Below are 26,421 nucleotides of genomic sequence, written 5' to 3' on the forward strand. Positions count from 1 at the left end.
CGGTTCCTTTGTGGTGCTGGAGTTCCGGGCCAATCCTATCTCCTGCGCCAGGTGCACAGCCGAGTACGATCTCGCCATGCCCGACAACCTCGGGACACCTCTCTTCTCCCGCTCCCCCGCCCTCCTCCGCATGCCCTCGTGGCTGGGCCGGGGCGTGCATGAGGAGCACGAACTCGCCTTCGAGCCGGGCGACTACAAGATCACCCCAGGCGATCGGTGGACCGTGACGCTGCTGAAGTCGGGGGAGACGGTCTACTCGGGGATCGGGCCTGTTGAGATCGTCCGCGTCAAGGCGTAGCCCACCGAGCGGCCCGAGCGGCCGTCAATGCGTTGATCCTCTGGATCCTCCGCATGTGCCCTCAAGATGGTCGGCCAGTTCGCGGAGCAATCTCGGCGCCTCCTTGGCGAATTCGCTGCTCTCAGTGAGCGCCTCAAGAGCTTGAACGGAGTAGCCGCTGCCCTTCGGCCCCCCAACGACGACCAGCATGACCGCACTGGCCTGGGTCTCATTGCGCACCCTTGCGCACAAGGAGTCGTAGATGCTGGCGTCCATTGCTAACGGCATGCGTCTTCCTTCGTCTGCATATTGAAGGTGTAGCTTAGCAATGCCCGATCGGGATGCCGTCGCCGGGCAAGCGACCTAGTTTGGCCCCGGGCGCGCAACAGAGAAAAGTCGCCGCGGGGCGGGCTCGGATCGCGTAGCTATACTGCGGCCGACCTCGGGTGCAGTATAACTTTTGGTCGTTTTCCCCTCGGCGAAGTGTTCGATGCCGGCGTCAGCTCGGCCTGGTCACCAGCACATCGGCGAGCGTCGCGCCGCCATGCGCAGCCGCCGTTTCGCCCACCAGCGCCCCTGGCTCCAGGTCCATTTCGACCATGTTCCCCACAAATTCGATCAGCGTCTCGCGATCGAGCATGCCCGGGATCGGGTCATCGCCGTATCCGAACCCAGCGAGCACCTCACCGTCGACCAGGCGGTACAGCAGCAGAATCCAATGGTGGTTGTCGAGCTCCGGTGACTGCTCGGCCGTGGCGATGAACCCCGGCGCCGCGGCGATCGCGCGCAGGCCCGCGGCGAACGCCTGCAACGACTCCGGCGACGCCATCGATCCCTCCTTCGCCCGCGCCGCTTGGCTGGCACTTGCCATGGCCACAGCAGCAAGCGCGCGCAGTTTGTGGCTATCGCCTCCCTCGACCTCGTTCTTCACTGCCACCAGCTGCGCCGGCGACATCGCCGCGGACGCGACCCAGAGGTTGCTCGTGTTGACCAGGTAGACGAACGCATCGGTCGCCAGCGGCTGCCGTCCCGCATGGAGATCGAGGCCCCAATTCGGCCTGGGCTCCTGCGCCAGCGCGCCAACGGCTTTCCAGAACGAGCGCTCCGGTCCTGCGGTGGCAGCGACGCGCCGCAGCAGCGCCTGGGTCTTGAACGATGACAACTTTTGGCTTCCAAAAACAGATCCCCCGATGCTACCCCTCCGATTTGCAGGGCCAGGCGCCGCCCTGCCCTAGCGCGATCAAGAGCAGCTCCCGTAAGCTAGTCGCCACATGAAGCTCCTCGTCCTCTCAGACCTGCACCTCGACAGCGGCACCTTCCGCGTGCCAGAGGTCGAAGTCGACGCCGTGATCCTGGCGGGCGACATCGCTGCGACCGCGGCCAAGGCGCTTCGCTGGGCACAGCGGCCCGGCAACTTCGGCGAGAACACACCGATCATCTTCGTGCCGGGCAACCATGAGTTCTACGGCGGCGTGATGGACACGGCGCTGGCGGACATGCGCCAGGCTGCCTCCAACAACGTGCATGCGTTGAGTTCCGGGGAGGTCGTTCTCCAGGGCGTCCGCTTCCTTGGAACGACCCTGTGGACAGACTTCGCACTCGGGATCGAGACCGAAGCAGGCGCGATCAGCGATGTCCCGCGCGCCATGAAGGCCGCGCGCTGGAAGATGAACGACTACAAGTACATCCGCGTAGCGGAAAACGTCAGCCGCAGCGGGTATTCCGACAGGGTGAAGCGGCGCAAGCGCCGCCTGACGCCCGAGGACACGGCCGCGCTTCACCTCACGCAGCGCCAGTGGCTCGCCGGCAAGCTGGCTGAGCCCTTCGAAGGCCGCACGGTCGTTGTCACCCATCACGCGCCACACCGGGGATCGCTCGATCAGAAGTTTGCATCGCACTGGATCTCGACAGCGTACGCGAACGAGCTTCCTGAGAACTTCTTCGACGTCCCCATCGCCTGGATCCACGGCCATACCCATGAGAGCGTGGACTACCGGGTTGGCAACACCCGGGTCGTGTGCAATCCGCGCGGCTACGCGAGCGCGTTCGAGCCCGAGCTCAATCCCGCGTTCAATCCCGGGCTGGTCATCGAAGTCTGAGCACCTATGTTCGCGGTACAGTAATGTCGCGGATATATTTCTTCGATCTGCACTAGCGCGATTGCGAATGCGGTCCGTATGCTGATTGCATGACCTCGCTCGCCATCGAATCCGCCGCCACTGCCGAAGACGAACTCGCCTACATCAACGACGAGGGAACTCCGGACCTCGCGTCCTACGACCGGTTCGTCTGCTTCTTCTCTACGGGCAAGGACAGCCTGGCCATGGTGCTCCACCTGCTGGAGCTGGGTGTGCCGGCGAACAAGATCGAGCTGCACCACCACAACGTCGACGGCGACCCGGCAGCGGGCGAAGGCCTCATGGACTGGCCCGTGACGCTGGCCTATGGTGAGGCCGTCGCGCGCCACCTGGGCATGGAGTTCCAGACCTCCTGGAGGGAGGGCGGGATCGAGCGCGAGATGTGCAGGCAGGAGACCCGAACGGCACCGGTGGTTTTCTACAAGGATGGCCAGCGCATCCAGACTGGCGGCGTGAATGGCCCGCTCGGCACGCGGCGCAAGTTCCCGCAGAAGGCGGCCTCCTTGTCCGTCAGATGGTGTTCAAGCGCATCGAAGATCGACGTCGGCGTGGCGTACCTGCGCAATGACGTAGAACAAAGCAAAACCGTCACTCCAACGCAGGTAAGTATGTCACCTGAGTGTTTCTTGACCGCCCTTCAGGGGCGCAAATTCGCATGCAGCCTTGGCCGCCACGGCTTGCGAAGCAAAAAAGTTACTTTGCCTTCCTTCGGCTTGCTTGCGAAGCAAATGTGCCACTAACGTCTGGCATCCGTCGGACCTCCCCGCCCTCTCTCAGCCAATGGCCGCACGCGTCACGGCAATTCGCCGCTCGCGCGTCAATGTCACGCACGGCAGAGGCGACGCCCCATTTGAACCATAGTGCCTTCGGCAATACCGGCAGCGAAACGGCGCGTCGAGCAGTGCGGCATTCAGCTGGTAGCTTGACGCCCTTCCACAGTGCACGCATGACATGAGCAACGGCAGTCCATGGATGGGGCATCGCGCCTGCCGCTCGCGCTGATGCACCATTCCGTGATAGCCAAGAGACATACAGCGGGAACAGAAGCGCAATGAACTGCACCCGTCGGACGCGATGACTGTGCCCGTGAGGACGCTACGTCGCGGTATGTCGAGCAATCGGGCGACGGCGCTTGCGTCCAGGTTTCTCATGCTTATTCCCTCGTAGGGGTCCACGGGATCGCGACACAGCTCCTTGACGAGTGCCGCGCCAGGCACCCGATTCATTCTTACGAACTTCCAAAGCATGCTGACCACAGATTCGTAGGGCTGCAACCAGCAACGATGGAACACATAGCCGTAGCGTGGGCTCAGCGCATTCTGATCAAGAATGAGGATAGGTAGCGACATGGCTTGATTTGCGTCAGGCCATCAAACCGCGCTTGTCATCAACTCCGCGCTGAGGGCCTGTCGACTTTGGATGTAGCCGCAGTTGCGTACTGCCACAGACCACGACGCGGCATCAGGTCGATAGCCTTCACCGTCGCGCCGTTCGCTGTCTTTGAGCAATATCTCCACTGCACGCGTGAACGACTCCATTGGAATCTCAAGGGGACCTGGCAATCCATGTCTGTTATGCAGTTGTTCGAACGCCGACCACAGCAAACCGGCATCGTTGACCAGCCGATAGCCGCCTTCGACAGCCTGTGGCAGATAGAAGCGCGTGAAACTCCACTCGCTTGCGCGAGGGAAGCAAGTCTGGTCATAGCCATTCAAGCAGGTCGCCACGTCGCGCACGTTTCGGATGCCGAAGAAGGCCAGCTCCTCGACCATCAGGCGCGACACGATCTGGGTCTTCCTGGCATGCTGCATGGCCGTCTTGACCGCCAGAAGCTCTTGCTGGCCGACCAGGAACGTGAACAACCGGATCTGCAGCCGATCAAGGTGGTCGTGCACGTCGCGCAGCCACTCGTATTCATTTTCATCGTAACGCTGAGCCTCGTCGCAGAACAGCACGACGGTGCCGCTGCCGTTACGCGCACAGGCTTCCTTGATCTTGTTAATCAGTCGCATGCGCTTGGCCGAATTGGTGCCGGTCGCTGGATCCGGAAAGCCCACCGCCTCCAGCAAGTTCGAAAGGAACGGTCCCTCGGCATGACGAGGCTTGTGTTCCGCTTGAGCATGGTAGGTTGTGATCTTGGGCTGCGTCTGGGCCAGCAGCAAGCGCAGGTACTCGATTGCACGCGTCTTGCCGATGCGCGAGGGTCCGTATGTGAGCGCGCCGGTGATGTGATAGCGCAGGCAGCGGTTGACAAGATCCGAGAATGCTTGAATCGCGGGTGTGGCAATTCGATAGCCGCCGGTCTCGATCGGATGCAGGGCCGGATCGGTGGGTCGGGCACCTGAAGTCAGCGACGCCGACGCCAGAGTGGAATGTTGTTCAGACGACATAGTGACCTCCCTCATAGCTCTCGAACATCACATCGCACCCACAAATCCGCTGCCGATGGTTAGCCGCTCCGGCTCTACTGGCGCTTCACCTGCGATCGAGGCCTCGACCCCCGAATTTGGTCCGACCGCTGATGGCAAGTGCTCCGAAGGATTCGGTGGCTGCCACGCCAAAGTGCGCAATGTCCGTACGGCGTCACTGGCCGCTCGGCGGGAACCCTTGGCTTGAAGCAGTTTGCTCCTGACAAACGTCTCCAGAAACTCCTCAGAAATTACAGTGTTCGCCCGCTTGCGGCCGCGTATTCGCAGAATCTCTTGGCGAAGTTTCAGGTCGTGCGAGACCTCCCCCCAGGCGCCCTGTGCTTTGAGAATACCGATCTCGATACCATCCGACCCGAAGGCGCGCACCGTGCGCAGGTCGTGGCTGTTGTAGTAGATCCGTAGCGTTTGGCCGAGATAAGTTGCGCTACTCGCCAAGAGGGTGTTTGTGTATCGGATCCCATAAAAGTTGATGTGCGGCCTTTGGCCTTGGTGCAGGTAGCCGCGTACAGTCGCCCGACGCGGCGTCTGCATGAGGCACAAGGTGCGCCGCTTGGCTTCTGGAAGCCAGTTCAGCATTGCACCGCGACCCCGAACAGAAAGGGCCACCGCCTCCAGCGGGGTGCGGCCGTTCAGGCCGTTGTGCGGCGAGCCGTTGTAGGTTGCGATGGCCGCTTCCAGCAGATCCTCGATCTCGTCGACTGACACGTAGAGCCGAAGATCGCCCTTTGGATCCATCAGCGCGCGCCGAACGTCACGGGCGCTGCTGCCGGTGTACCCCGGCAGCCGGCTCGAGAGACTGGCGGCGATCGATCCGAAGAAACGCTCAATGTAGGGCCGGTCATCGGGGAGATGCGCGGGCCCCGCGTCGATGAAGCAGCCGATGAACTCCGCCAAAGCATGCCGTACGTCATCGGCGAGATTGGCCTTGGCGTTGTCGAGCTTGAACCAGCGCCAGGTCGCGTAACCCAGTTCAGGTAGCTTGTCGGAAGGAAAGCCACCGTGCACGCCATAGCCGATGCCCGGCAACGTGAACGAGCGCGTCCGGTGCGGCGCGAGGGCGGCTTCGATGGTCCGGATGACGTCGTAGCGCGAGTATTCTCGGTTGAGACTGACGTGATAGCCCAAGACCGCGCGGCTGAAGACGTCGAGGATGACGAGCAACCAGATGCGCTCGATCTCGAACTGCTGTTCAAAACCGAGCGGGTCACGTACAACCACTTTGAGACGGACGTCAAGTCGGTGGCCGTCGAACTCGACGACGTCTAGCGCCTGCGTCGCCACGGGCGTCGACGTCTCGTGTGGCATGCCCTTGAGTTGTTGGGCGCCAGCCAAATGAGCGCCTCGCCCGAAGCTGTGCAGGCATTCGCTGCGAAGCGCCGCCGACAGGGAGCGGATACCTGCCTGTTGGACGTTGAAGGGATAGTCCAAGACAGTGAGTCCGAGGGCTCGGCATTCCCGCAGGAACTCGGTGTGGACGTTCTTCAAGCCCCGCACTCGCAGACGCAGCCCGTCATCCGTGGTGCGCTGGATGATGTTTACATTCCTTGCGCGGACGCGATCGGAGATCCACTTGGCTAGCGCTGGGTAGGTATCAAGAAGAAGACCGAACGCACCTGCTGCGCCACGGCTTTCGCCATCGCGCGTCGGGGCCACGCGAGCACAACGTTTGTAGCCACGAACGCGCGCGTACGAGACAGCAGCTCTCCAGCCAAACGGGCGTCCGTCTTCGTGGAGCGCCACGCAGCGATCCAGCAGGCGGTAGAGCTGACGGCGGTCGATTCCGGTGCTCTGCTCGATTTGCCCCAGTGTTTGCCCTGCTGCGTAGAGCTCGATGGCTTGCTGGCGAGTCGCAAAGACCTGACGCTTGGCCACTGACAGCGCGCCAGTGTCGAACGCCGGCCAGCTTGCCGGATCAATTCCAAGAATGCGCTGCCGGTGGGTCACGAGGCTGGTTCCAGTACGGCATGCAAGCTGAGCAACTTGGTGTGCAGCGACGGCGCCCTGATCCGACCATTACGAAGCTGCTCGAAGATCGCTCCACGGATCAAGGACGGATCTCCGACGGACAATTCGTGCTCGAGGCGTCCAAGGGAGATCGGCCCACAGACATGATCGAGCACGGCTCCAAGGAGAGATCGTGGCACCAGGTTCCGCGTCGCGTTGATGACCGGCAGCATGCAGGACCAGTTAGATATCCAGACGCTGGCGGCAGCGAGTTCCGCAGGGACGATGACGCGGATCGCAACGTCGTCAAGCTGCGAAGGGACGCCTTCGAAGGGCCTCGGCTCGAGCAACAGCATCTCTTCGCCGCTCAAGGCTCCCATCCAGAAGTCGACAAGGCGCGCGTCGCGTTGAGGACCGATGCGCACAGGACGCTCGCAGAACGTGATTACCGTCGGGTCCGCCTCCAGGCGAATCCACTGCGCAAAGCTCGAGTGATCGAAGAGGCGCACCCGGCGCTGGAGCTTCGCGCTGTAGGCTTCGATCAGGCGCGTGCCGCGGGGCCGGGTCGTATCCACCGGCGCCTGGAAACGAGCGCGCAGATTCGTCATGAATCGGGACGTTACGCCGAGCAAGTTCATCGCGCATCCACAACGTGACTGATTTGCTTCGTTCAAAGACAAAGTGACAGATTCACTTCGCGAAGTTCACGAGTAAAAGTGTCACTGCCATGGTCGCTGCAAGAGCGAGGAGGCCGCTTGCTATGGTGACAGATTTGCTTTTTTCTACGAATGATCCCAAGTTCCAGAACCAGCGCACGCTTGTGGTCACCGGCGAGCGTGCCGAGGAATCCAGCTCACGTGCGCGCTACGCCACGTTCGAGCAACACCGCGCCGACGGCCGAGGCGGGAAGTTTGCCCGGCACATCGACCACTGGCGCGCCGTTCACAGCTGGTCCGAAGCGCGGGTGTGGCAGATCATCGAACGTTTCTCTCTGCAGGTTCATCCCGCATACGAGTTAGGTTACGGACGGGTTTCATGCCAATTTTGCGTGTTCGGATCGAAGAATCAATGGGCAACGAATCGCGCGATCGCGCCGCGCGCCTTCGGCCGGGTCGCTGCCTACGAGCACGACTTCGGCGTGACGATCGACCGCAAGCTCACCATCGATGCGATGGCCGACCTGGGCGTGCCCTACCCCGCAGCGGTTGGCACCTGGGTCGAGCGCGCGATGGCTTCGACCTGGGATGCGCCGATCGTGGTCGAAACTGGAAACTCCCAGCCGGAGCGTTCGGCGAGAGCTGCGGCCCTACCTGAAGAAGAACATGAACACGACCACCCAAGCTGACGTTCCCCGCTCACTGCGGCCTGCTGTGCGCAACCCGCTGATCGAGTTGCCGGCCGCCCGGGAGATCCAGGCGCTCCCCGAGGACACACGCAAGCACCTGCGCGCGCTGCTGCTCGACATCCGCGCCAGTGCACAGGCCAAGGCGCAGCACTCTTGGCGCTTCTCGAAGGCTCCGATGGCTTTCTATTGGAAGGTGGTGAGTGTTTACAGTGGCCACATCGCGCGTTTGCTGCAGTAGTGGAATCCAGTACGGCATCCGAGGTCAAAGGGGCGGTGAGATAGCCTGCAGCACATCGCTGAACACGCCGAACTGCACGCTGAACGCCTGCGGGCTGTAGTCCTGGTAGTAGCCTGCCGTCACTACGACGACGAGATCGAGCTCGGGCACGACGCGGATCGATTGCCCGCCTCGACCGAGCGCACCAATCCAGCGGACTGTTCGTCGGTTCGCCCTGGCTCGGCCGCTCCACCAAAGGTAGCCGTAGTCCTGGTCGTCCGTTGCCTTGAGACGCGATGCGGTTGAAGCTTCGACCCAGCCCTTCGACACGATCTGGCGTCCATCCCAGCGCCCGCCCGCTAGCACGAGCTGCCCGATCTTCGCCATGTCCCGCGGGCGCATGCGAAGGCCACCGCCGGCGTCACTGTCTCTGCCCATCCGGCTCCATTCTTCCCCCGAGATCCCCAGCGGCTCCAGGAGGGTCTCTCGCGCGAACTCGTCCAGTGGTCTGCCGGTGGCCCGATGCAGGATCGCTGATACAAGCGCCAGGGCGCCGGTACTGTAGAAAAACTGCTGCCCAGGCTCCGCCACAGCTCGGCGCGTGAGCACGTAGCGGCACGGGTCGCCCGAAAAATACATGCGCGTTTCGTCGTTCGCGCGATCGCCGGTCGCGGGCGTCGACTCGATCCATTCGAGGCCGAGCGTCATGCTGAGCGCGTGCCGCAGCAACAGGCGATCCGATTCCGGCGTTCGCAGGTCCGCGAGTTCGGGGAAGAAGCCAAGGATCGGCTCGTCGACATCATGGATTAGCCCCCGGTCGATCGCGATGCCGACGGCGAGCGACGCGACACTCTTCGTCGCTGACTTCATTGCATGGCGCGTGCCGGCGTTGAAGACGACGTCCTCCACGCGGCTGCCGAAAAAGCTGGTTGGCACCTGATCGCTGCCTTGGAGGTAGCGCTCGAAAACCAGCTTGCCGCGATGCACGACAAGAACGGAGTGAATGTTCGAGCCCGAAGCCGCAAGCCGATCGGCCATCTTGCTGAGTGCGGTGGTGTCAACGAGCTTGTCGTCGTCGCCCGTGGCGGTGTTCCAGCCATCCTCTCGCGAGGTCGTCGCGGCGAAGCCTTCCATCGACTGGGTGCGCGCTAACCCACCGAATGAGGCGAGCGCAGTGCCAACAAGGACGAACTCACGACGTTGCATGGCAGGTCGACGGGGGAAGGTGGATGATGCTAAGCGGCGAAGGATGCGCGCGTCAATCGCCTGCTCCTCAGAGTCAGCGATCCCCGACCTCTTCGAATGAGCAGGTCAGCCGGAGGTCAGCCTTTCATCTCTTCCAGCGTCTTCCCGCTGCCGAGCGCTTCTTTAAGCCAGCGCGGCTGCGGACCGCGACCGGTCCACGAGTTGCCGGCGCCATCCTGATAGAGCAAGGTCGATGGCCGACGCTTGGCCTTGGCAGCTTTCGCAGCCTTCATGCCCCTGGCTTTCACCGGCGCGGCGGCCGCTCCATCCGCCACCGCGAGAAACGACTCCAGCGTAGCTCCGCCGGCGATTGCTTCGCGCAACCAACGAGGGCGTGGACCACGGCCCGACCAGCTCTGGCCATTGCCGTCGTGGTACTTCGCGCCGGACGCGGCCTTGCCGATGCCCTTGGCCTTGCCCGTGACCGCGCCACCGAAGCCTAGATGCTCAGCTGTGAGGCCATAGTGCTCGATCGCCGTCTTGATTCGAGCGATGACGCCGCCCATCTCCTTTTGACGAAGAGCGTCGGCCTCTTTCTGAAGCTTTGCGATCTTCTGCTGGATCTGAGAATAGGTCTGAGTCATGAGTCAACATAGTCGAATTGAGGAGGCGCTAGCTTACGCCCTATCGCCGGCCGGCCCCTCAACCAGGCGTCCACCCTACTCGAAATTCAGCGCGTCGGCAGTTTCTGAGGGCTCCGCCCTTACGAGAATGACCAACGGACCGGCTTCTCCTCTGCCCAACCACCACCCGCATCAACTCGACCTGCGCTGCCAGCGCTGGAATCATCGACGCGCCACCTACAGGCCCGCCGGCGAGATCTTCGACCCGCGTCGCGCGAGCGTCGAGGCGCTTGAAGAGCGGGAGGCGAAGGCCTTTGTCGAAACGATGCACTACTCCGGCAGCTATCCCGCTGCGCGCTTCCGGGCTGGCGTGTTCATCAAGGAGCCGTTCCAGAAGGAGCGGCTCGCGGGCGTCGGCGTATTCAGCGTTCCGATGAACCAGAAAGTGATCCCCGCCTACTTCGAGGACCTCGCGCCAGCAGCCGGCGTCGAACTGGGCCGATTCGTGCTCGCCGAAGAGCTGGCCGCCAACCTCCTCCGCCGCATTGCCGAGGTCCGCGCCTGGGGAGAGTGGCACGACATCGACGGCGGAGCGCTCTACACGCACGCGCATCCGCATCTATCGAGGCGTCGGCACGGGCCATATCGAAATCAACCCGGAGATCGCGTATCGACTCAATGGCGTGCTGGCGAGCCTGTACCCGATGGCAATCCCGGCCAAGTTCCGGACACGCCCGAAGTCGAAGTCGAAGACGTTCAAGCTCATGGACCGTCCCCTGCCCTTCGCGGTGCTGCGCCTGCTGGAAGCTGGCGGCGTGGGTCGGAACGAAGCGACCGGCACCTGGGAGTTCTCGCTTTCCTACAGCGGAAAGGACGAAGGCAAACACGCCCAGCGCGAAACCGAGCGCGTGCTCGAGGCGATCGGGAATGTGCCCTCGAAGTACGGCTACAAATTTGACTTCAACCCGACCACGGTGATCAACTCCATCCGGATCTCCGGATGCATCCCGGACGCAGCGGGCTACCAGTTCTATCCCACCCCGAGCACGGTGGCAGAAGCCGCCTACGAGATGCTCGGGTCGGATGGCCAGGGGGACATCTACCTTGAGCCGAGCGCCGGGATTGGCGGTCTCGCGGGCCTCCTGCCGGCCATGCGTCGAGATCTCGGGCCTGCGATGCGACGTCCCGCGCGCCCGCGGCTTCCAGGCGCACAAGGCGGACTTCATCGAATGGGCGGCCGCGGCACGCGCAGGCAGCACCAGGTGGACCAAGTGCCTCATGAACCCGCCCTACGCTAATGGCAGGGCGCTGGCGCACTGCACGAGGCGTCGACGTTAATCCAGGCCGGGGGCCGGATCGTGGCCATCCTGCCGGCGTCGATGCGCGGCAAGGATCTGCTTGAAGGCTGGGAGGGGGAATGGTCGGGCGTGTTCTCGAACGAGTTCGCCGGTACCGGGGTGAGCGTGGCAATCTACGCCGCGACGCGGCTATGAGCGAAGTCGAGGGGGCGACCGGCGAGTTCAAGGTCCGGTATTGCACTGACCCGCCGGCTACGCTGCGCCGGTGGTGCGACGCCCACGCACATCAGATCGAGGAATTCGACTCGGGCGATGGCTACGCCACGGACAGCGGATTCGCCTACGACATCATGCTGCGCCGCGGCTGGCCCATGAGCGACGACTGGGTGCACATCCTGATCGAGCCGACCGTGAAGGACATGCTGCGCCAGCTGCGGTCGATCGGGTAAGGGGTTGGCGCCCGGATCGGAGGGTCTCTCGCGCCGAATCTCACCGTCGAAAGTCGTTTTCGATCGGCGTCAACATCACTTTTGACGTTGTTTTTTGAGCGCTTAAGAATTAATTTGGAATAGGCTTACCGAGCCCGCAAGGAGTCGTATGATGTCAATTCAAAAGCTCTTCGTGGCAGGCGTAGTAACTCTGTTCCTTATTGCCGGAAACAGCATTTCTTCAGCTCAGGTGAAAGGAATCAACGTTCCAGGCCCAGGTGAACGTGGATTGCTTTGTCTGAACAAATGGCCGCCACTCACTGTAAAAATTGATTTCGTTGAACTCAGCCCTATCCCCACCACCCCCACTAAATCGGCAGAGGTTAACGCAGAGGTTCATCTGACGGTAAGGCAGGTAGTGTGTATGGGTCCCGGCGTAATTCCATTGGTTGTTGCAGTAAGCGACTGCAAGACTTTCCCAAGCATCTCGCTATTAGAAAAAATCATTGGGCCTACGGACCACCCGAAAACTGTAAATTTCACTTGCAAGGCAAGTGCTTTAGGGTGCGACGCAGCAGGCTTTACCTCGGCCGCGGTTAACGCAAGTTGGAGTGACTTCACCACTTCAACCCGCATGAAGGTTGCCTGCCCCGCAACATCGTAGGCGGCCGGGGGACCCGACAAGGTCGCGCGCCCTGTTCCCGGCATGAACCGGGAGCCGCTGCAGGGCAATCGCTGACCATCCCCAGGGCCTGGGTCTGCATTGACGTCCGCCACCTCCCTGATCGCGGGGCTTTTTGTATCCGCGTGGCCGCTTCAAGCTCCAGCGTCCAGATCGTCGCTCCGATGCACAGCAGCACTTCGAGATCGGTTTGGTAGCTTTCGCTCGCCTTGTCCAAGCGGTCGATAAAGGCCGCGACGTGCGAAATCGCATCCGTCGCAGGCAACGCCGCGCCCGCCCTGGCCATCTCCAACACTGGGAGCATGACCGTTCCGACTTCGAGGCGGGGCATGCGGCTGCTACGAAGTCGCTCGAAAGGACTACGCAGACTCGCGGAGGTTGGCGCTACCGTGGCCTAGCGTGAGGCAGAAATATTGCCCAACACTGGGCAGCAGTTTTCACCGACGCTTCTGGAGGCTAACCATGAATGACGCCAAGTCACCCCGACCCGGGATCGCTCCCGCCCCCCTCGACTTTCGGGGCTTGAGTACCGGAGACGAGTTCTACCGGAGCGCTGAAGAATTTCGCGTCCTGTTCGATCTTTGTCCCATCGCGACATACTTGATTGACGCTGATGGAGTCATCGTCAAGTTCAATGACCTCGCGACAAAGCTATGGGGAAGAGAACCCGTGCTCGGTGACACCGACGAGAAATTCTGCGGCTCTCATCAGATGTATCTACTTGATGGCACGCCGCTGTCGCACGACGAATGTCCTATGGCCCAAGTGGTGAGCGGTGCTATTGACCTGGCAACCGACGCCCCAGTAGTGATCGAGCGCCCGGATGGTTCCCGGGTGACAGTGATTGTCAACATACGGCCGCTTCGAGACTCACGAGGCGAGATCGTGGGCGCGATCAATTGCTTCTATGAAATGGCTAGCCCAATCTCCATCCCGAAGTTTGCGAATTCCCAGCCGCTCAGTTGAAGGCTCAACTTCTCGGCGGCTTGCCATGCTGAAGCAATCGAATCGAGGCTCGCCATGGCGATCGCCGTTTTCCTTGTCGAAGACAACCAGACGATCCGTGACAACCTGATCCCCGCCCTGGCGGATTTGGGCTGCGCCACTGTCATAGCCACCGCCGAATCCGAGGACGAGGCGATCGACTGGCTCGCGGTTCACAAGAGCGAATGGGATCTCGCCGTCGTCGATTTCTTCCTGAAGCAAGGCACCGGCCTTGGCGTTGTCGAGTGGTGCAACGGGCGCGACGCCGAACAGCGCGTGGTCGTGCTCACCAACTATTCGACGCAAGCAACGCGCATTGCGTTCAAGAATGCCGGCGCGGACCGAGTATTTGAAACAAGTCCAATGAGCTGGATGATTTCTTCGAGTACTGCCTGCGACTGCTTTGAGGAGATCAAACCGCCGGTATGGGCCCAGTCCTGCCTGTCGTCATCGACAGCCGAACAGCATGCAGTGGAGCTGTCGTTCGGCGATCGCGCGGCAAACCGGCGACCGGATCGTTCAAGGTGCCGGCCGGTGGTAGGCCTCTCCGACGATCTTTAAGGAGGAGGTCATCGACGAACTCCGGGCATTGATGCTACTAACGCGCCAAATATGGCGTATTATTGAGCCATGCCAGCCCTTTCCATCAAGGCAGAAACCGCCGTCATCGCCCTGGCCGAAACGCTGCGCGCCCTGCGCCTGCAGCACGGCGAGTCGCAGGCCCTGGCTGCTCAGCGAATCGGCGTGGGCCTGCGGACCTACCAGCGCATGGAGTCCACCGGGCCAGCCGCTGGGCAAGTCGGCATTCCCGCCGGCGGCGTGGCCATCGGCGACTTTCTCATGGCGCTGGAGGTCTACGGGGTGGACGTGGTCGCCGCGCTCACCCAACTTCACCAGGCCGCGCCAGCCCCCGTCGGCGCGCACCGCGAGCGCGGCCGCACGCCGACGCCCCGCGGCGACACGACCCGGCAGATCTGATGCAACCCATGCGCAACTCCACGCCCTCCGCCGACGCCAAGTCCGTCCCCGCCCGCCTGTTCGTTCACATCGACCGGCCGGACGGCGTGCACCCGGTGGGCGAGATGCGCTTCGACTCTTCCGTCGTGGGCGGCTTCTCGGCGAAGTTCCGCTACGTGGCCGAGTGGCTCGCCGACGAAGCGCGCCGGTTCCCGCTGGACCCGATCAACCTGCCCTTGACCGCCTCGCCGCAGTGGATCGAGACCGATAACAAGTTCGTGAGTTTGGGCGCCCTTTTCGACGCCGGGCCGGACATGTGGGGCCGCCAGGTGATGCGGCACAAGACCGGCATCGCCAGCCCCGCCGAATCGGCCCTGCTTCTCATGGGCCGCGGCAACGGGGTTGGCGCCCTACTGTTCTCGACCAGGCCGGATCTGAAGCGCTCCGACCTGCCTGGGTTCGACACGCTGCCGCTGATCGAGGAGGACCTCTATCGCGTGCACCAGGCCGCGCACAACGTGTTCGCGACCACACCCATGCCCGAAGAGCTCCAGGGCCTCCTGGCCGGCTCCTGGTCGATCGGCGGCGCTCGCGCCAAGGCAGTGATGCGAGACCGGGACAACGGGATCTGGATCTGCAAGTTCAGCGAACCCGGGAGCACCGTCGACCGGCAGCGCGTCGAGTACGCCAACCTGCGCATGGCGGCCGCCATCGGCCTCGAGGTGCCCGAGGTGCGCCTGGTCGAGACCGACCTCGGCTCGGTGCTCCAGGTCCGCCGATTCGACCGCAACAACGATCTGCAGCGCCTGCACTACGCCAGCGCCATATCGCTGGTGAGCGCGGTCCCCGAGGACAAACGCCTCACGAGCGCGCGCGACCAGCGAGTCTTCTCCTATGCGAATCTGGCCCACATCGCTTCGACGGTCTCCTCCGACCCGATCCACGACCGAACCAGCATCTACGCGCGCATGGCACTCAACGTCGCCGTGAAGAACACCGACGACCACCTGAAGAACACCGGCTTCACCGAGACCGAGTCCGCGGGCCTCAAGCGGCTGCGCCTCTCCCCCGTGTTCGACGTGGTCACCCAGGCTTCCTCGCACCACTACCTGCGCATCGGCTCGAAGGGCCGCGTGGGCACGATGGAAAACGTGCTCTCGGAATTCGGCTACTTCAAGCTGACCGAGAAAGGTGCGCACAACATCGTAGCCAAGGTGGTCGACGTGGTGGCGCATCGTCACCAGTTCTACGAGGAAGCCGGGCTGACCGGTCGAGACATCGATGCCCTGAACGAGCTCATCGAGCCGATCGTGCCTGCGGCGGCCGATGAGGGCGAGGTCGAGCCAGCGGACAGCCCATGTTGAAGGCCCCCAGGAGCAGCCAAGCACTGAAATCACTCTGATTCATCTACCATTACCCCATGGCCACCGTCCTGCGTCGACCCATTGCTGAAATACTTCGCGATCGCAGCGATTCTCGTCGGGCCCAGTTGCGCCCGCAGGTCGAGCGGACTCTCGCGGAACTGCGCCGACGCGGGGTCGTGTGTGAAGTCGTCGGCTCGTACGCTCGTACATCCTCAATCTTCGACTCGGGGTCGGATTTGGACGTCCTCATCGAATCGCGCTCAAACTTGTCCGAGACCGAGGTTTGGGATATCGCCTGGGCCAATCTCCCGGACGTCGATGTCGATCTTGTATTCGCCGACCAGCTGCCGTCCAGCAAGGTAGCACTTATGAAGGAACATGCCCGTGGGTGATCACGTCTTCCAATTGCTTCTCCTTTCGAAAGCCAACGATCTCGAGCTGGCGCTTGGACACATGCTCGATGCGGAAGAGCGGCAGCAGCAACTCAAGATTCAGTTCCCTGCCGCGTATGACGCTAACTTCCACGCCGCGGGCATCGCTACCCATATTCAAGGAATCTATACGCAGATCGAAAGCCTGCTCAAGCAGGCGATTGAGGCTACTGATGGCAGATTGCCAAAGAGCGAAACCTGGCATCAGGACTTGATCCGGGTCGCCGGCATGGCAATCCCCGGCGAGCGCGGCGCCCTGCTCGACGCGGATGGCGTCAAGAGCATGAAGGCAGTCCTTGGGTTCCGGCACAAGGTCCGTTCAAACTACGCCGGTGAACTGGATCCGGAGCGTGTATTCGAGCACATCCCCAACACGGTATCAGCGGTTCAAGCTGCGGCGGGAGGAATCCGAGAACTCTTCGAGCCTCCGGAAACTCCCCCGCCTGAACGGGACGTTTAACTCCTAAGCTGAGGTCGCGGGTGCGCGCAGAGGAGTTGCTTGCGATGCTCACCCAGAACGGCTACACGCACGTGCGCCAGCTCGGCGGCAAGTGGGTCGGCCTGCTGCGCTTCAATTTCACCGTCGGCCTGGTGGTGGGCTTGGACGGCGGCGGGTACGACCGGCGCTACTGCTTCGAGTTCGTCGAGGATGCCTGCAAGGCGCTCGATGCCTGGGACGGTCACGACCATCCGGGTGGGCCATGGATCAAGTGCAAGGCCGCCGGCATCGATCTGCTGAACCCGGACTTTGGCTGAGCCCGGTGGGCGGCGCCCGCCCGCCCCTGTCGCGGGCTGGGACAATGAGGGATTCTTCCCATGTGCCTGCTACGAAAGCCTAGATGAAGCCCCACGAGCTTTGGCATCCGAATCCGCGCCCTGACGACGGCAATGTCCTCCAGGCGCGTCCACCGGAGGCGTGGGGGCGGCCGGCCAGGCCGAAACCCGAGAATCCGACCACCACCGATACCTTCTTGGAGAGATTCAAAGCTGCTCTTCAAATCAAGACCGACTACCGTTTGGCCAAGGTGCTGGGGATCAGCCACACATCTGTCATGCACTGGCGAAACGGCCGTACCCGGCCCGACGATCTCGTAGTCATCCGCATGGCCCGATTGATGCACAGCGACCCGGCTCCGATCGTGGCCGAGCTCCACGCGGAGCGCGCCAAGGACCCAGAGAGCCGCGCATTGTGGTTGCGGATCGCTGGCCACCTGCAGGCGACCGCCGCGTGCGACTGCTCTGATTGCCGAGGCAATCCCGTGAGCCCGTCGACACCTCCCGGTCGTCCTTCGATGCCCGGCCCGATTGCGTCCACGCCCGGAACCACGGCTGCGGGACCCCTTGGCCAACAGGCTGATCTGACGCCCGAACTTGTTCGGGACATGTTTCGCGAGCTGCGTGAAAAAGGCGCTCTGCCGAAGAGACGCATCACCGACGTCGCGCAGATGGACTACCACGATCAGTATTTGAAGTCGGCGAAGTGGAAGCGAATCAAGAAGCGCGTGATGGAGCGCGATGGGGGCCTTTGCCAGAGCTGTGGAGGTCGCGGCAGCACAGTCCACCACCGTAGCTACGAACGCGACGTGCTAGAGGGCCGAAACGACGCCATGCTTGCGACGGTCTGCAACGGATGCCACAACATCATCCACTTCTTGGACGACGGGCAAAGGAGGCCCGAAGCAGAGTGGGATGCTGTCTTCCTGCTTGGTCAGCACCAGACTGACATACCTGCTATCGGAAAGGTCGATCTCCGAAACCTCAAGATCGTTGATCGCCCGGACCTCACGCGCATGACCGCCGTGCAGATCGAGCTCTATCGGAAGGCTCACCTACGGGCGATCGCCGACAAGCGCGAGGCAGGTCGTCTTGCGGCTGAGCGGAAAACCACACGGAAGGAGAGCGCGAGCGACCCATGAGGCTCCATTGGGCGGAGCCACGAGAAGGTAGCCGGTAGCCTTGAAGACGACGCTCAGCCGCAATGCCTCGGCGCCTCAAAATCCGCGATGCTCGGCCGCTCGACAAGCTCGTCCAGCTCGGTCCAGATCTCGTCGCACAGGCCCGGGCGATAGGCAGCGGCACGGAATGTCGGATGCTCGGAGCGGTAGACGTCGAGCAGGCGATCGTTCCCGTCGGCGACACAGGCACGCATGTTGGCCAGGCGGTCGCACGACTTCACGATGAGAGCAAGGCGGTTGTCGGTCACCGCCAGGCGGGCATAGGCCTTCACCTTGCGCTCCTTGCGATTCGCCCCCGGCGGGTCGCTCAGCAGGTCGACCGCCTCTGTCACCTCGTTGCCAAAGCGCTCGCGAAGCGCGTCGAGCGACATGCCGGCAACATCCTCCTTGACATCGTGCAGGTAGGCGGTGGCCTCGGCATCGTCACCATAGGGGCGCGCGAGTTCAGCGACTGCGTCGAGGTGATGCGAGTAACGGTGTTGCCCGTACATCTGTTCCCCGTGCGCCTCGACGGCAAAGATCCGGGCGCCGGGCGCCTTTGGGAGCAAGTTTGAAGAGGTCATGCGCCATTGTGTCGTAACCATCGGCCCTCGATCACTTTTTCTTGAGAGTTTGCACGGCGCCTTGCGGAAACGGAGCTGCATGTGAGATCTTGTTCGGAGACATAGCTCGCCGCGAACAATCCCCCCAATGCAACAGTCCGACCTCTTCGAGCCGCTCCTCGCGGCCTACCGCAACGTCCAGATCCACGACGACGGCATCTCCAACGCTGCGCTCTACAAGGCGCTCAACCTCGACGGCGGCGAGCGCAAGCCCGTCGGTCGCGCGCGCCAGCCCCACAACCTGGAGCACAGGAAAGTCCGCTGGCACCAGCAGTCCCTCCGCAAGCTGGGCCTCCTTGAGCGCGTGCCTGGCCAGCGAGGCAACTGGCGCCTGACGCCCAAGGCGCAGAAGGACGGTGACCTGACCCCAGCCCCCGAGGGCGTGGCCCTGGTGGCCTTCAGTACCGATCTGGGCGTGGCCATCTGGACCCGCACGGAGACGCTGGGCCGGCAAGCTGACGGACCAGATCTCCGCGATCATCACTTCGCCGCCCTACCCGCTGCGCGAGGCAAGGGCCTACGGCAATCCGTCGGAGGCCGAGTACGTCGACTTCATCTGCGGCGCGCTGGAGCCGCTCTTGAAGAACCTGATCGCCGGTGGCTGCATCGCGCTGAACGTCAGCAACGACATCTTCCTGTCAAGGTCGCCTGCGCGCTCGATGTACGTCGAGAGGCTCACGCTGGCGCTGCACGACCGCCTTGGCCTGCAGCTGCTGGAGCGCGCGATTTGGCACAACCCGGCCAAGCCGCCGGGCCCGACGTACTGGGCGTCGATCAAGCGCCAGCAGCTCAACGTCGGCTACGAGCCCGTGCTGGTCTTCTGTAACGACCCCGTGCGCTGCGTCGCCGACAACCGGCGCGTGCTGCAGCCCCATTCGAAGCGCCACGCCCAGCTGCTGGCGGCCGGGGGCGAAATCCGCACCGCCACGTATGGCGACGGCGCCTACAAGCTGCGGCCAGGCTCCTTCGGCAACGTGACCGCCGGCAAGATCCCAAAGAACGTCATCTCTCTTTCACGCGTCAGTAGAGAGGTCGAGAAGACGCGCAAGGAGGCGAAGGCTCTCGGTCTCCCGACGCACGGCGCACTGATGCCGGTGAAGCTGGCGCGGCTCCTGGTCGAGTTCCTGACGCCGCCGGGCGGCCTGGTACTGGACCCGTTCGGCGGCTGGCTTTCAACTGCACTGGCCTGCGAGGAGGCCGGCTACCGGTGGATGGCTTTCGAAATGATGGCCGAATACTCGGCGGGCGGCGGCATGCGCCTGAGCGATCGGCCTGGATTTCACGCCTCCTTCGACCTGGCGGGTTGGCAGCCACCCGGTGCCCGACGAAACTGATTCGCGAAACCGCGCAAACCTTCGCGTTTGACTGCAGTGTTTTCCCACGGGGAAGGCAAATCGAGCCGCTTCTGCGCCAGACTTCCCACTGGGGAAAAGCGCGATCGGGGCGCACCATCCGATCCCTGAGCGGCTTGCCGGCTCGGGGTTCATTCTTTGCGCTGTAGAAGTGCCTCTGCAGCGACGTCGGGAACGACACTCACATCATTTTTTGCGACCCTGGATGTCACGGGTCAGAAGGGCCATCTTTGTGTCGATGACGATCTACGCGGTAGACGACCATCCCATGCTGCGCGATGCCGTAGTCATGGCCATGAAGCGCCTACGCCCGCACTCGAACATCGTCGAGCTCAACAGTCTCGCGGACATCGACGACGCCCTGATCAACCATGGACCGCCTGACCTTGTTTCGCTGGACATCAACCTCCCGGACAACGACTCCGACGCGGGCGTTGCCAGAGTTCGGTCGATGTTCCCGAAGGCGCAGATCGCCGTCTTCTCCACGCACCCGTCCAGCGAGATGGAGGAGATCTGCGTTGCCTCGGGCGCGGACATCTACATCGAGAAAGGGAGTGGCCGGCAGGAGTACGCCGACGCGCTGAAAGCCCTCCTGGAAACGGGACCGGACGACGGCACCGCGAACGGCGCCGCTGAGTTCAAGCTATCCAAGCGCCAGCACCAGCTCGTGCGGATGATGGACCGTGGCCTGACCAATGCGGAAATGGCGATGGCCCTCGGCTTGGAGGAAGTCAGCGTGAAGGTTCACCTTTGGCGTCTGTACCAGAAGCTCGGCGTGAACAACCGCGCGCGAGCCCTTTTCGTGCTTCGGTCCAACCACCTGCTCGACTGAGTTCGGCCGCGCCCGGCCCAGGGAAAAACAGGGCAAACGGGGCGAAGATCGGCCTGAATTAGCGCAAGCTGTAATTTCGCCCTGCGCGAAAAATCAGTATCCTTTCGCGTCATGGCCTCCATTCTTCCTTTGCCGCCCGCTATCGCCCACGGACTGCCCTGGAGAATGGTCTTTCCTACGAAAAGAGCGCCAGAACTGCTGGAGCGCTTCGCGTACCCGGACTTCGTTGCCAGCCTGACCCCGGACGAGATCCAGTACTGCGAGACCGTGGTCTCTGCCCTCCTGGCGACGATGCTCGCGAACCAGAAGGTCCCGAAGACCCTCGCACGGGCACACGTGAACCGGGCCACCTCCGAGATCTTGTGGGAAGAGCGCTCGCCCGCCGGGCTGAAGGTGTCACTGGGCAGCACCCGGTACCCCTTGGTGCAAGCCCTCGTCTGGATCGGCAGCAGCGTGAGCCGCCTGGTGAAAGCGTTGCGCCCGGATCCAGGCACGCGGCAGCCCGAGTACCAAAAGCAGTTCACCGATTCGGACTGGGTGGATATCGGAGTCGATGGACAACCCACGGCGGGCCCACGGGGGCCGAAACCGGGATCGGCGCCGGTAAGACGGCCTGCCAAGCTGAATCTGGTGCCACCGGCCAGCAGCGCCGAACGCCGCAAACGCCAGGACGAATCGTTCAGGCTCCGCTCCAAGTCGGGACACGTGATCAATGGCAATGACCATCGGCTGGGATGGCTACTTTACGAGGCACACAAGGTGGTGTCCCTGAACCGGCCCGAGCTCCTCGATGCAGATCACGTCATCGGGAAGCTTTCCCGCAGCATCATCCCCGGCGCAGCAGAGCTCGCAACGGTCTTCCAGGCGCAGTTGGACGCGGTGGAGGCCATGGAGGTCACGTACGAGATCCGTTGGGTGCTGAGGGAGCTTCTTGCGAACACAACCGCCCCGGAGCCGTGGACGGAGGAGAGCCTCTTTTGGGCATTCGGAGTGTCGGAGGACGGTAAGTTCGATCCGCACTTTTGGTCTGCCGCCGCGCCTCCGAGCACGTTCCGTCTGCGTCGGAAGCTCGTGACGATCACCGGTCCCTTCCTTGCTGCCACCTTCTATTCGCCCGCCCTGGCCGAGATGGCCGACCATCTCACGTCACTGGGCTTCATTGGCGCTCGCCACCTCCAGACCCGGCTCGCGCCGGTCATCGGCGATTCGAACATCATCGGCGTGGCGAAATTCATGACCGACGTTGTCCAAGTGAAGATGGGACGCATGGACAACGTCCCGGTCGTGGTCGACGGCCACAACTATGACCTGTTCTACTGGAATCAGGACGTCAAGACCATGACCGTTCTGGATGTCTGCGAGCTCGCTCTGGACCTGACCGCGGCCAGGGGCGCGTTCCGCTTCGAATACATCGCGGATGCGTTCGGAGATCGCCACGACGGACTTCGCAAAGAGATACTGCTACGCGAGATCCTGAACGAGTGGAGTGCTGTCCGATGGCTGGATGAACCAGGCTATGGCGTCGTCATCGGCGCGAGCCCAATCGTCGGCGTCGTAGAGCATATGCTCGCCACGGCCTGGCCTCGGTCCTTGTCCGTCGAGAACATCGCTCAGGGCCTGCGCGCGCTGCGAGCCCCGCCGCGAGAAATTCAGTCGGCACGCGAAAGGCTTGAGGAGCCAGTGTCAGGTTTCGTTGAGGACGAGGTGCTTCTCGAGGCCCTGGTTGCATCAGGCCGGATGCGCCGGGTCGGCCGCGCATCGGTTGCGCTCAAGCACAAGCCCGAGGCCGAATACTGGCAGCACTGGCGGCCCGTGGAACGCGATCTGATCGACTATCTTCGGTCTGTCGGCGGCTCGGCGCCGAACCGAGCGATCTACCAGCACTTCAACGCAGACAAGTCCGTGGAGCCCCATGCGCTGGCGGAGGCCATGAAAGCCCTCCCGTATCTCCACGCCCCAAAGTTCCAATGGACCGCTTTGTGGTCTTGGGCGACGTAAGAAAAATGACCGCTGCTCGCACCACGTAGAGGGTCACAGACATCCGCAGTCGGCGAGACGCAGCCGCTCAGCCATCGCCACAAAATCACAACTGGAGAGAATGTTGTCCGAAACTCCCACGCACGATCCTGAGGCTTCGCCTCCAGAGCCACCCAGCCCTGACGTAGTCGTTGTCATTGATCGAGCCGCTCTAATCGAGAACATCATTAACCAGGTCATCGTTGGCTACTGCAGGCCTCGCAAAGACGCATGGGAGTTTATGTGGAGTGTCGTGCTGGACACCTCCGTGATGCCTTTGGGGGCAAAGATCAAGGTCGTCATGGCTATTGCCCACGAGATGAAATTTGATCTTGAGAAGAACGCGCTCCATCGAGTGATAGCGCTGCGTAACGCTTTCGCCCATCACTCCAGCAGCGCGCATCCCGTCCTTGCAGCAGGCAAGACACCTGAAGAAGACACGAGTTACTTTCAGTTCTGGGTGCTGGAGGGCTCCGGCAAGATACAGCGCGTCAAGCGTCACGAAGCCTTCGTCGAGTTCAACGCCGCCTATGGCAAAGCCAAAGGCTCGTTGGTTCAGCTCAAGAAGATCGTCAACGAACTGTACCCTCAGGCTGACGCCTGACCTGCCGTCACCCTGCAATCACGTTGCCTGCGCGGCCGCTGGCTCCTTGCGTCCGCTCACGTCGACTGACCGCTTCGTGAAAGCGGCCGCGGGAACCCAACCCACGACACGCCGGAAGGAGCGGGCCAGCCACCGGGTTAGCCGATTCCGGACGTTCCTTCGACCACGATGAGGAACCGCGGCTTTGCCGGTGCTGCGCCCCTTGTCGCCGGAGGCGAAGCAAGCTTCTCGACCGACGCTCGGAATTCGCGAAGGACGTCGTCGGAGGTGCGCGGCGCGGGAGCAGATTGCGCGAAGACCCAGGCGGGCGCGAGCGCCATCAAGAGGCACGCGACCAGCGCGGGGCGAGTGCCCAGAAGAGGTGTCGGGAAGATCATTGGTGCCTGAAGTGTAAGGACCGGGCCGATCAGAGCGCGGCCGCGCGCTCGAAGTGCTGGCGCAGCTCGGCGAAGGACCGCTCATCGAGTCCCGTCCCGCGGTCGCACGCCACCAAGCGATCGCAGTGCCGGACGAACTGGTGCTCCAGGTCGTCCAAAGCCACCCACAGTTGATCGAGCCCGCCATTCGCGGTCAACCAGGCGCGAATCTCATCCTCGCGCGAGACATGCCCCTTGCCGTAGGGATCCGGGCCTGCCGTCGGCGTCGCGCCGATGATGCGCGGCTGGATGTCCTCGGAGAACAGGGCGACCAGGACAGGCATCTCGACCGTTTCGCGCCACGACGAGCTGATCACCACGAGGACCTGAGGGAACTCACGCAGCAAGGCTTCCAAGGCCCCGAGATGGCAGAACTCCTTCTCGGCAGGGATTGGCGCGTCTAGCGCCTGAGGGTGCAGCACGCCGTCGAAGTCGAGGAAGCAGATCATGGTTCGCACCATCCTACCCACACCAAGTCGGCTCGCGCTAGGGCAAGTTGCGAAAAACCGGCCGCATTCTTTGGTTCGCGGCGAAGTCCCCTGCGGAATGCTTGAAAATCGCCAGATGGAAGAACGCCACTACCTCACCGTTCCCTTCAAGGAAAAAGACGCCGCGAAGGCGATGGGCGCGCGCTATGACCCCGAGAGCCGACGTTGGTGGGTCCGTGCGGACATCGACCTGTCGGCCTTCGCAAAATGGGATCAGCTACCGAGCACCACGGGCGCGCCCGCGGTGCCGGCACGATCAACCCCGGCGACCAGCGCGCCGGACCTGTTCGCCTCGCGCGAGGTCGCCGCACCCGCCGGCGCCGAGCTCGCAGCGCCAGCGAAGGGCATCCCCCTGTCGCGCCTGCTCGGCGGCGTGGCCACCGCCATCGCCCAGGCCTTCAAGAGCGGCGTCTGGACGATGGTCGAAGTCGTGAACGTGAAGCTCGGCAACGGCCACGTCTACCTCGAGCTGTCGGAGCGGGACAAGGCCGGCCAGGTGCTCGCGAAAGCGCACGCCCTGATCTGGGCGAACGTCGCAGGCAAGATCCTTCCCGAGTTCGAGCGCGCCACCGGCGCAACGATCGGCGCCGGGATCAAGCTGCTCGTGCGAGCCAAGCCAAGCTTCAAGGCCCAGTACGGCTTCAGCCTCGAAATCGACGCCATCGACTCGGAATACACGCTGGGCGACCTGGAAGCCCGCAAGAAGGAGATCCGGGCGCGCCTGCAGCGCGAGGGCGTCTTCGAGCAGAACAAGAAGGTGCCACCCCCGTGGGACTTCACCTCGGTCCTGGTCGTGGCGCCGCACGAGGCGGCCGGCCTGGGCGACTTCCGCAAAGAGTCCGACCGGCTGGCTCAGTTCGACATCTGCCGCTTCACCTTCGTGCACAGCCGCTTCCAGGGCGAAGGTAGGTGCGGCGCGCGAGATCGTCGCGGCGCTCACCGCGGCGCTGGACGAATGCGCGGCCGCCGACGACTTGCCCGATGCGATCGTCATCATCCGCGGCGGCGGCGCGGTGAACGACCTGGCGTGGCTGAACGACTACGACCTCGCGCGCTTCATCTGCGACCAGCGCCTGCCAGTCCTCACGGGCATCGGGCACGAGCGCGACAGAACGATCCTTGACGAGGTCGCCTTCTCCAAGTTCGACACCCCCAGCAAGGTGATCGGCGCGATCGAGAAGCTCATCGCCCGGCGGGCCCGCGAGGCAAAGGCAGCCTCCGAGGCGATCATGAGCACGGCGGCGCGCGCGGCGCGCGAGATGCGCACTGCCGTGGAACGAGCCCACGGCCAGGTGGCGGCGGACGCAACAGCCAGCGTGGCGCGGGTACGCCAGAAGAGTCGGGACGCGATGAACGCCATCGGGATGGCGGCCATGCGGGATGTGCACCAGGCCAGCCGAGACAGTTTGCGATTGATGACCCAGGTGCGCCAGGACGCCGCGGTCCAGCTGGCCACCGCGCGCCAGCTCGTGCCAATGCACATGGCCGAGGTTCAGGCCCGCGCGACCGCTGGCCTGGCGGACGCCCGCAGCACCTCCCGTGTCTCGCTCAACACCGTGCTTGACCGGGCCAGTGCCGGCGCCCGCTCTGCACGGCGCCAGGCGGACACGCAGTTCGCGATCATGGGTGAGCGCGCAACGGCAACGCTGAGCCGCGCCCGCGCGAACTCGGAGGCGCTGATGCGCGAGATCACCGGTCAAGGCCCGGAGAAGACCTTGAACCGAGGGTTCGCCATCGTTCGCGACGAAACGGGCAAGCCCATCACCAGCCTGACGCAGGCCGCGCCAGACCAGCCCATTGAAATCCAGTTCCGAGACGGCACCATGGGTGCGCGTACCGGCAAGCAGAAGTGAA

At 63.2% G+C, this 26,421-nt stretch carries 31 protein-coding genes and 2 pseudogenes; 24 read left to right on the plus strand and 9 right to left on the minus strand.

Going from position 1 to position 26,421, the window contains the following annotated elements:
• Positions 1-76 precede the first annotated feature (76 nt).
• A complete protein-coding gene (locus QZH52_RS28930; protein WP_301814325.1) occupies positions 77-298 on the plus strand; it encodes a hypothetical protein in 222 nt (73 codons plus the stop codon).
• A gap of 478 nt (positions 299-776) precedes the next feature.
• On the opposite strand, the gene QZH52_RS28935 is transcribed toward QZH52_RS28930, so the two are convergent.
• Entirely contained in the window at positions 777-1,439 is a 663-nt protein-coding gene (locus QZH52_RS28935) for a hypothetical protein (protein WP_301814326.1), read from the minus strand.
• A 109-nt stretch (positions 1,440-1,548) separates the two neighbouring features.
• On the opposite strand from QZH52_RS28935, the gene QZH52_RS28940 reads away from it, so the two are divergent.
• Positions 1,549-2,376 (plus strand): metallophosphoesterase, encoded by an 828-nt coding sequence (locus QZH52_RS28940; RefSeq protein ID WP_301814327.1) that lies wholly within the window; start codon positions 1,549-1,551, stop codon positions 2,374-2,376.
• Positions 2,377-2,465: 89 nt separating this feature from the next.
• Positions 2,466-3,155 (plus strand): hypothetical protein, encoded by a 690-nt coding sequence (locus QZH52_RS28945; RefSeq protein WP_301814328.1) that lies wholly within the window; start codon positions 2,466-2,468, stop codon positions 3,153-3,155.
• A gap of 630 nt (positions 3,156-3,785) precedes the next feature.
• On the opposite strand, the gene QZH52_RS28950 is transcribed toward QZH52_RS28945, so the two are convergent.
• Genes QZH52_RS28950 through QZH52_RS28960 form a run of 3 tightly spaced genes read right to left on the minus strand, consistent with a single transcriptional unit; the run spans position 3,786 to position 7,426 of the window.
• Positions 3,786-4,805 (minus strand): AAA family ATPase, encoded by a 1,020-nt coding sequence (locus QZH52_RS28950; protein ID WP_301814330.1) that lies wholly within the window; start codon positions 4,803-4,805, stop codon positions 3,786-3,788.
• 27 nt (positions 4,806-4,832) lie between these two features.
• A complete protein-coding gene (locus QZH52_RS28955; RefSeq protein ID WP_301814331.1) occupies positions 4,833-6,788 on the minus strand; it encodes a TnsB C-terminal domain-containing protein in 1,956 nt (651 codons plus the stop codon).
• On the minus strand, positions 6,785-7,426 hold the full coding sequence (locus QZH52_RS28960; RefSeq protein ID WP_301814333.1) for a hypothetical protein: 642 nt from the start codon (positions 7,424-7,426) through the stop codon (positions 6,785-6,787). The genes QZH52_RS28955 and QZH52_RS28960 overlap by 4 nt, the downstream gene beginning before the upstream one ends.
• A 122-nt stretch (positions 7,427-7,548) precedes the next feature.
• On the opposite strand from QZH52_RS28960, the gene QZH52_RS28965 reads away from it, so the two are divergent.
• Complete coding sequence (locus QZH52_RS28965; RefSeq protein ID WP_301814335.1) at positions 7,549-8,133, plus strand: phosphoadenosine phosphosulfate reductase domain-containing protein; 585 nt, start codon at positions 7,549-7,551, stop codon at positions 8,131-8,133.
• Positions 8,111-8,371 (plus strand): hypothetical protein, encoded by a 261-nt coding sequence (locus QZH52_RS28970; RefSeq protein ID WP_301814337.1) that lies wholly within the window; start codon positions 8,111-8,113, stop codon positions 8,369-8,371. The genes QZH52_RS28965 and QZH52_RS28970 overlap by 23 nt, the downstream gene beginning before the upstream one ends.
• A 24-nt stretch (positions 8,372-8,395) precedes the next feature.
• Here QZH52_RS28970 and QZH52_RS28975 read toward each other — a convergent pair whose 3' ends face one another.
• Positions 8,396-9,556 (minus strand): serine hydrolase domain-containing protein, encoded by a 1,161-nt coding sequence (locus QZH52_RS28975; protein ID WP_301814340.1) that lies wholly within the window; start codon positions 9,554-9,556, stop codon positions 8,396-8,398.
• Between the two features lie 116 nt (positions 9,557-9,672).
• Positions 9,673-10,179: an H-NS family nucleoid-associated regulatory protein gene (locus tag QZH52_RS28980; protein WP_301814341.1), complete on the minus strand. Its 507-nt coding sequence runs from the start codon at positions 10,177-10,179 to the stop codon at positions 9,673-9,675.
• 304 nt (positions 10,180-10,483) lie between these two features.
• On the opposite strand from QZH52_RS28980, the pseudogene QZH52_RS38965 reads away from it, so the two are divergent.
• The 13 genes and pseudogenes from QZH52_RS38965 to QZH52_RS29045 all read left to right on the plus strand — a co-directional run.
• Positions 10,484-10,630, plus strand: a pseudogene (locus tag QZH52_RS38965) (hypothetical protein); the annotation flags it as partial.
• A 211-nt stretch (positions 10,631-10,841) separates the two neighbouring features.
• On the plus strand, positions 10,842-11,456 hold the full coding sequence (locus tag QZH52_RS28990; RefSeq protein ID WP_301814343.1) for a hypothetical protein: 615 nt from the start codon (positions 10,842-10,844) through the stop codon (positions 11,454-11,456).
• A gap of 60 nt (positions 11,457-11,516) precedes the next feature.
• The gene (locus tag QZH52_RS28995; RefSeq protein WP_301814344.1) at positions 11,517-11,651 is read left to right on the plus strand and encodes a hypothetical protein; all 135 of its coding nucleotides are present in this window, start codon (positions 11,517-11,519) and stop codon (positions 11,649-11,651) included.
• A complete protein-coding gene (locus QZH52_RS29000) occupies positions 11,648-11,905 on the plus strand; it encodes a hypothetical protein (RefSeq protein WP_301814345.1) in 258 nt (85 codons plus the stop codon). The genes QZH52_RS28995 and QZH52_RS29000 overlap by 4 nt, the downstream gene beginning before the upstream one ends.
• Before the next feature lie 151 nt (positions 11,906-12,056).
• Complete coding sequence (locus tag QZH52_RS29005) at positions 12,057-12,548, plus strand: hypothetical protein (RefSeq protein WP_301814346.1); 492 nt, start codon at positions 12,057-12,059, stop codon at positions 12,546-12,548.
• 480 nt (positions 12,549-13,028) lie between these two features.
• Positions 13,029-13,532, plus strand: coding sequence for a PAS domain-containing protein (locus QZH52_RS29010; protein WP_301814347.1), 504 nt, complete (start codon positions 13,029-13,031; stop codon positions 13,530-13,532).
• A gap of 54 nt (positions 13,533-13,586) precedes the next feature.
• Positions 13,587-14,111, plus strand: coding sequence for a response regulator (locus QZH52_RS29015; RefSeq protein WP_301814348.1), 525 nt, complete (start codon positions 13,587-13,589; stop codon positions 14,109-14,111).
• A 69-nt stretch (positions 14,112-14,180) separates the two neighbouring features.
• Entirely contained in the window at positions 14,181-14,528 is a 348-nt protein-coding gene (locus QZH52_RS29020) for a helix-turn-helix domain-containing protein (RefSeq protein WP_301814349.1), read from the plus strand.
• An 8-nt stretch (positions 14,529-14,536) separates the two neighbouring features.
• Complete coding sequence (locus QZH52_RS29025) at positions 14,537-15,871, plus strand: type II toxin-antitoxin system HipA family toxin (protein ID WP_301814350.1); 1,335 nt, start codon at positions 14,537-14,539, stop codon at positions 15,869-15,871.
• Between the two features lie 56 nt (positions 15,872-15,927).
• Positions 15,928-16,263: a nucleotidyltransferase family protein gene (locus tag QZH52_RS29030; RefSeq protein ID WP_301814351.1), complete on the plus strand. Its 336-nt coding sequence runs from the start codon at positions 15,928-15,930 to the stop codon at positions 16,261-16,263.
• Positions 16,256-16,762: a ribonuclease toxin HepT-like protein gene (locus tag QZH52_RS29035; RefSeq protein WP_301814354.1), complete on the plus strand. Its 507-nt coding sequence runs from the start codon at positions 16,256-16,258 to the stop codon at positions 16,760-16,762. The genes QZH52_RS29030 and QZH52_RS29035 overlap by 8 nt, the downstream gene beginning before the upstream one ends.
• Positions 16,763-16,806: 44 nt before the next feature.
• Entirely contained in the window at positions 16,807-17,058 is a 252-nt protein-coding gene (locus tag QZH52_RS29040) for a hypothetical protein (protein ID WP_301814355.1), read from the plus strand.
• Positions 17,059-17,141: 83 nt separating this feature from the next.
• Positions 17,142-18,218: a hypothetical protein gene (locus QZH52_RS29045; RefSeq protein ID WP_301814356.1), complete on the plus strand. Its 1,077-nt coding sequence runs from the start codon at positions 17,142-17,144 to the stop codon at positions 18,216-18,218.
• A 53-nt stretch (positions 18,219-18,271) separates the two neighbouring features.
• Here the strand turns inward: QZH52_RS29045 and QZH52_RS29050 are convergent, their stop codons facing one another.
• Complete coding sequence (locus QZH52_RS29050) at positions 18,272-18,820, minus strand: HD domain-containing protein (RefSeq protein ID WP_301814357.1); 549 nt, start codon at positions 18,818-18,820, stop codon at positions 18,272-18,274.
• 31 nt (positions 18,821-18,851) lie between these two features.
• Positions 18,852-19,340 carry a hypothetical protein gene (locus tag QZH52_RS29055; protein ID WP_301814358.1) on the minus strand — a complete coding sequence of 163 codons (489 nt, stop codon included), beginning with the start codon at positions 19,338-19,340 and terminating at the stop codon, positions 18,852-18,854.
• A gap of 19 nt (positions 19,341-19,359) precedes the next feature.
• On the opposite strand from QZH52_RS29055, the gene QZH52_RS29060 reads away from it, so the two are divergent.
• The 4 genes from QZH52_RS29060 (at position 19,360) to QZH52_RS29075 (ending at position 23,663) form a co-directional block, all read left to right on the plus strand.
• Complete coding sequence (locus QZH52_RS29060; RefSeq protein ID WP_301814468.1) at positions 19,360-20,193, plus strand: DNA methyltransferase; 834 nt, start codon at positions 19,360-19,362, stop codon at positions 20,191-20,193.
• A 256-nt stretch (positions 20,194-20,449) separates the two neighbouring features.
• Entirely contained in the window at positions 20,450-21,043 is a 594-nt protein-coding gene (locus tag QZH52_RS29065; protein WP_301814360.1) for a response regulator transcription factor, read from the plus strand.
• A gap of 111 nt (positions 21,044-21,154) precedes the next feature.
• A complete protein-coding gene (locus QZH52_RS29070) occupies positions 21,155-23,041 on the plus strand; it encodes a hypothetical protein (protein WP_301814361.1) in 1,887 nt (628 codons plus the stop codon).
• Between the two features lie 271 nt (positions 23,042-23,312).
• Positions 23,313-23,663 carry a hypothetical protein gene (locus QZH52_RS29075; protein WP_301814362.1) on the plus strand — a complete coding sequence of 117 codons (351 nt, stop codon included), beginning with the start codon at positions 23,313-23,315 and terminating at the stop codon, positions 23,661-23,663.
• Positions 23,664-24,069: 406 nt separating this feature from the next.
• On the opposite strand, the gene QZH52_RS29080 is transcribed toward QZH52_RS29075, so the two are convergent.
• Entirely contained in the window at positions 24,070-24,528 is a 459-nt protein-coding gene (locus QZH52_RS29080) for an HAD domain-containing protein (RefSeq protein ID WP_301814364.1), read from the minus strand.
• 172 nt (positions 24,529-24,700) lie between these two features.
• Between QZH52_RS29080 and QZH52_RS29085 the strand changes: the two are divergent.
• Both QZH52_RS29085 and QZH52_RS29090 read left to right on the plus strand, forming a co-directional pair.
• A pseudogene (locus QZH52_RS29085) lies at positions 24,701-25,171 on the plus strand (exodeoxyribonuclease VII large subunit); the annotation flags it as partial.
• Between the two features lie 343 nt (positions 25,172-25,514).
• Entirely contained in the window at positions 25,515-26,420 is a 906-nt protein-coding gene (locus QZH52_RS29090; RefSeq protein WP_301814470.1) for an exodeoxyribonuclease VII large subunit, read from the plus strand.
• Position 26,421: the final 1 nt, after the last annotated feature.

This window comes from Variovorax ginsengisoli (genome assembly GCF_030486595.1).
In the GTDB taxonomy this organism is placed as follows: domain Bacteria; phylum Pseudomonadota; class Gammaproteobacteria; order Burkholderiales; family Burkholderiaceae_C; genus Variovorax; species Variovorax ginsengisoli_B.

Bases quoted from the DNA above. Each gene is read 5' to 3' on its own strand.
- QZH52_RS28930 (WP_301814325.1), top strand. From the start codon at position 77: ATGCCCGACAACCTCGGGACACCTCTCTTCTCCCGCTCCCCCGCCCTC.
- QZH52_RS28940 (WP_301814327.1), top strand. From the start codon at position 1,549: ATGAAGCTCCTCGTCCTCTCAGACCTGCACCTCGACAGCGGCACCTTC.
- QZH52_RS28945 (WP_301814328.1), top strand. From the start codon at position 2,466: ATGACCTCGCTCGCCATCGAATCCGCCGCCACTGCCGAAGACGAACTC.
- QZH52_RS28950 (WP_301814330.1), bottom strand. From the start codon at position 4,805: ATGTCGTCTGAACAACATTCCACTCTGGCGTCGGCGTCGCTGACTTCA.
- QZH52_RS28960 (WP_301814333.1), bottom strand. From the start codon at position 7,426: ATGAACTTGCTCGGCGTAACGTCCCGATTCATGACGAATCTGCGCGCT.
- QZH52_RS28965 (WP_301814335.1), top strand. From the start codon at position 7,549: ATGGTGACAGATTTGCTTTTTTCTACGAATGATCCCAAGTTCCAGAAC.
- QZH52_RS28970 (WP_301814337.1), top strand. From the start codon at position 8,111: ATGAACACGACCACCCAAGCTGACGTTCCCCGCTCACTGCGGCCTGCT.
- QZH52_RS28975 (WP_301814340.1), bottom strand. From the start codon at position 9,556: ATGCAACGTCGTGAGTTCGTCCTTGTTGGCACTGCGCTCGCCTCATTC.
- QZH52_RS28980 (WP_301814341.1), bottom strand. From the start codon at position 10,179: ATGACTCAGACCTATTCTCAGATCCAGCAGAAGATCGCAAAGCTTCAG.
- QZH52_RS29000 (WP_301814345.1), top strand. From the start codon at position 11,648: ATGAGCGAAGTCGAGGGGGCGACCGGCGAGTTCAAGGTCCGGTATTGC.
- QZH52_RS29005 (WP_301814346.1), top strand. From the start codon at position 12,057: ATGTCAATTCAAAAGCTCTTCGTGGCAGGCGTAGTAACTCTGTTCCTT.
- QZH52_RS29010 (WP_301814347.1), top strand. From the start codon at position 13,029: ATGAATGACGCCAAGTCACCCCGACCCGGGATCGCTCCCGCCCCCCTC.
- QZH52_RS29015 (WP_301814348.1), top strand. From the start codon at position 13,587: ATGGCGATCGCCGTTTTCCTTGTCGAAGACAACCAGACGATCCGTGAC.
- QZH52_RS29020 (WP_301814349.1), top strand. From the start codon at position 14,181: ATGCCAGCCCTTTCCATCAAGGCAGAAACCGCCGTCATCGCCCTGGCC.
- QZH52_RS29025 (WP_301814350.1), top strand. From the start codon at position 14,537: ATGCGCAACTCCACGCCCTCCGCCGACGCCAAGTCCGTCCCCGCCCGC.
- QZH52_RS29030 (WP_301814351.1), top strand. From the start codon at position 15,928: ATGGCCACCGTCCTGCGTCGACCCATTGCTGAAATACTTCGCGATCGC.
- QZH52_RS29040 (WP_301814355.1), top strand. From the start codon at position 16,807: ATGCTCACCCAGAACGGCTACACGCACGTGCGCCAGCTCGGCGGCAAG.
- QZH52_RS29045 (WP_301814356.1), top strand. From the start codon at position 17,142: ATGAAGCCCCACGAGCTTTGGCATCCGAATCCGCGCCCTGACGACGGC.
- QZH52_RS29050 (WP_301814357.1), bottom strand. From the start codon at position 18,820: ATGACCTCTTCAAACTTGCTCCCAAAGGCGCCCGGCGCCCGGATCTTT.
- QZH52_RS29055 (WP_301814358.1), bottom strand. From the start codon at position 19,340: ATGATCGCGGAGATCTGGTCCGTCAGCTTGCCGGCCCAGCGTCTCCGT.
- QZH52_RS29065 (WP_301814360.1), top strand. From the start codon at position 20,450: ATGACGATCTACGCGGTAGACGACCATCCCATGCTGCGCGATGCCGTA.
- QZH52_RS29070 (WP_301814361.1), top strand. From the start codon at position 21,155: ATGGCCTCCATTCTTCCTTTGCCGCCCGCTATCGCCCACGGACTGCCC.
- QZH52_RS29080 (WP_301814364.1), bottom strand. From the start codon at position 24,528: ATGATCTGCTTCCTCGACTTCGACGGCGTGCTGCACCCTCAGGCGCTA.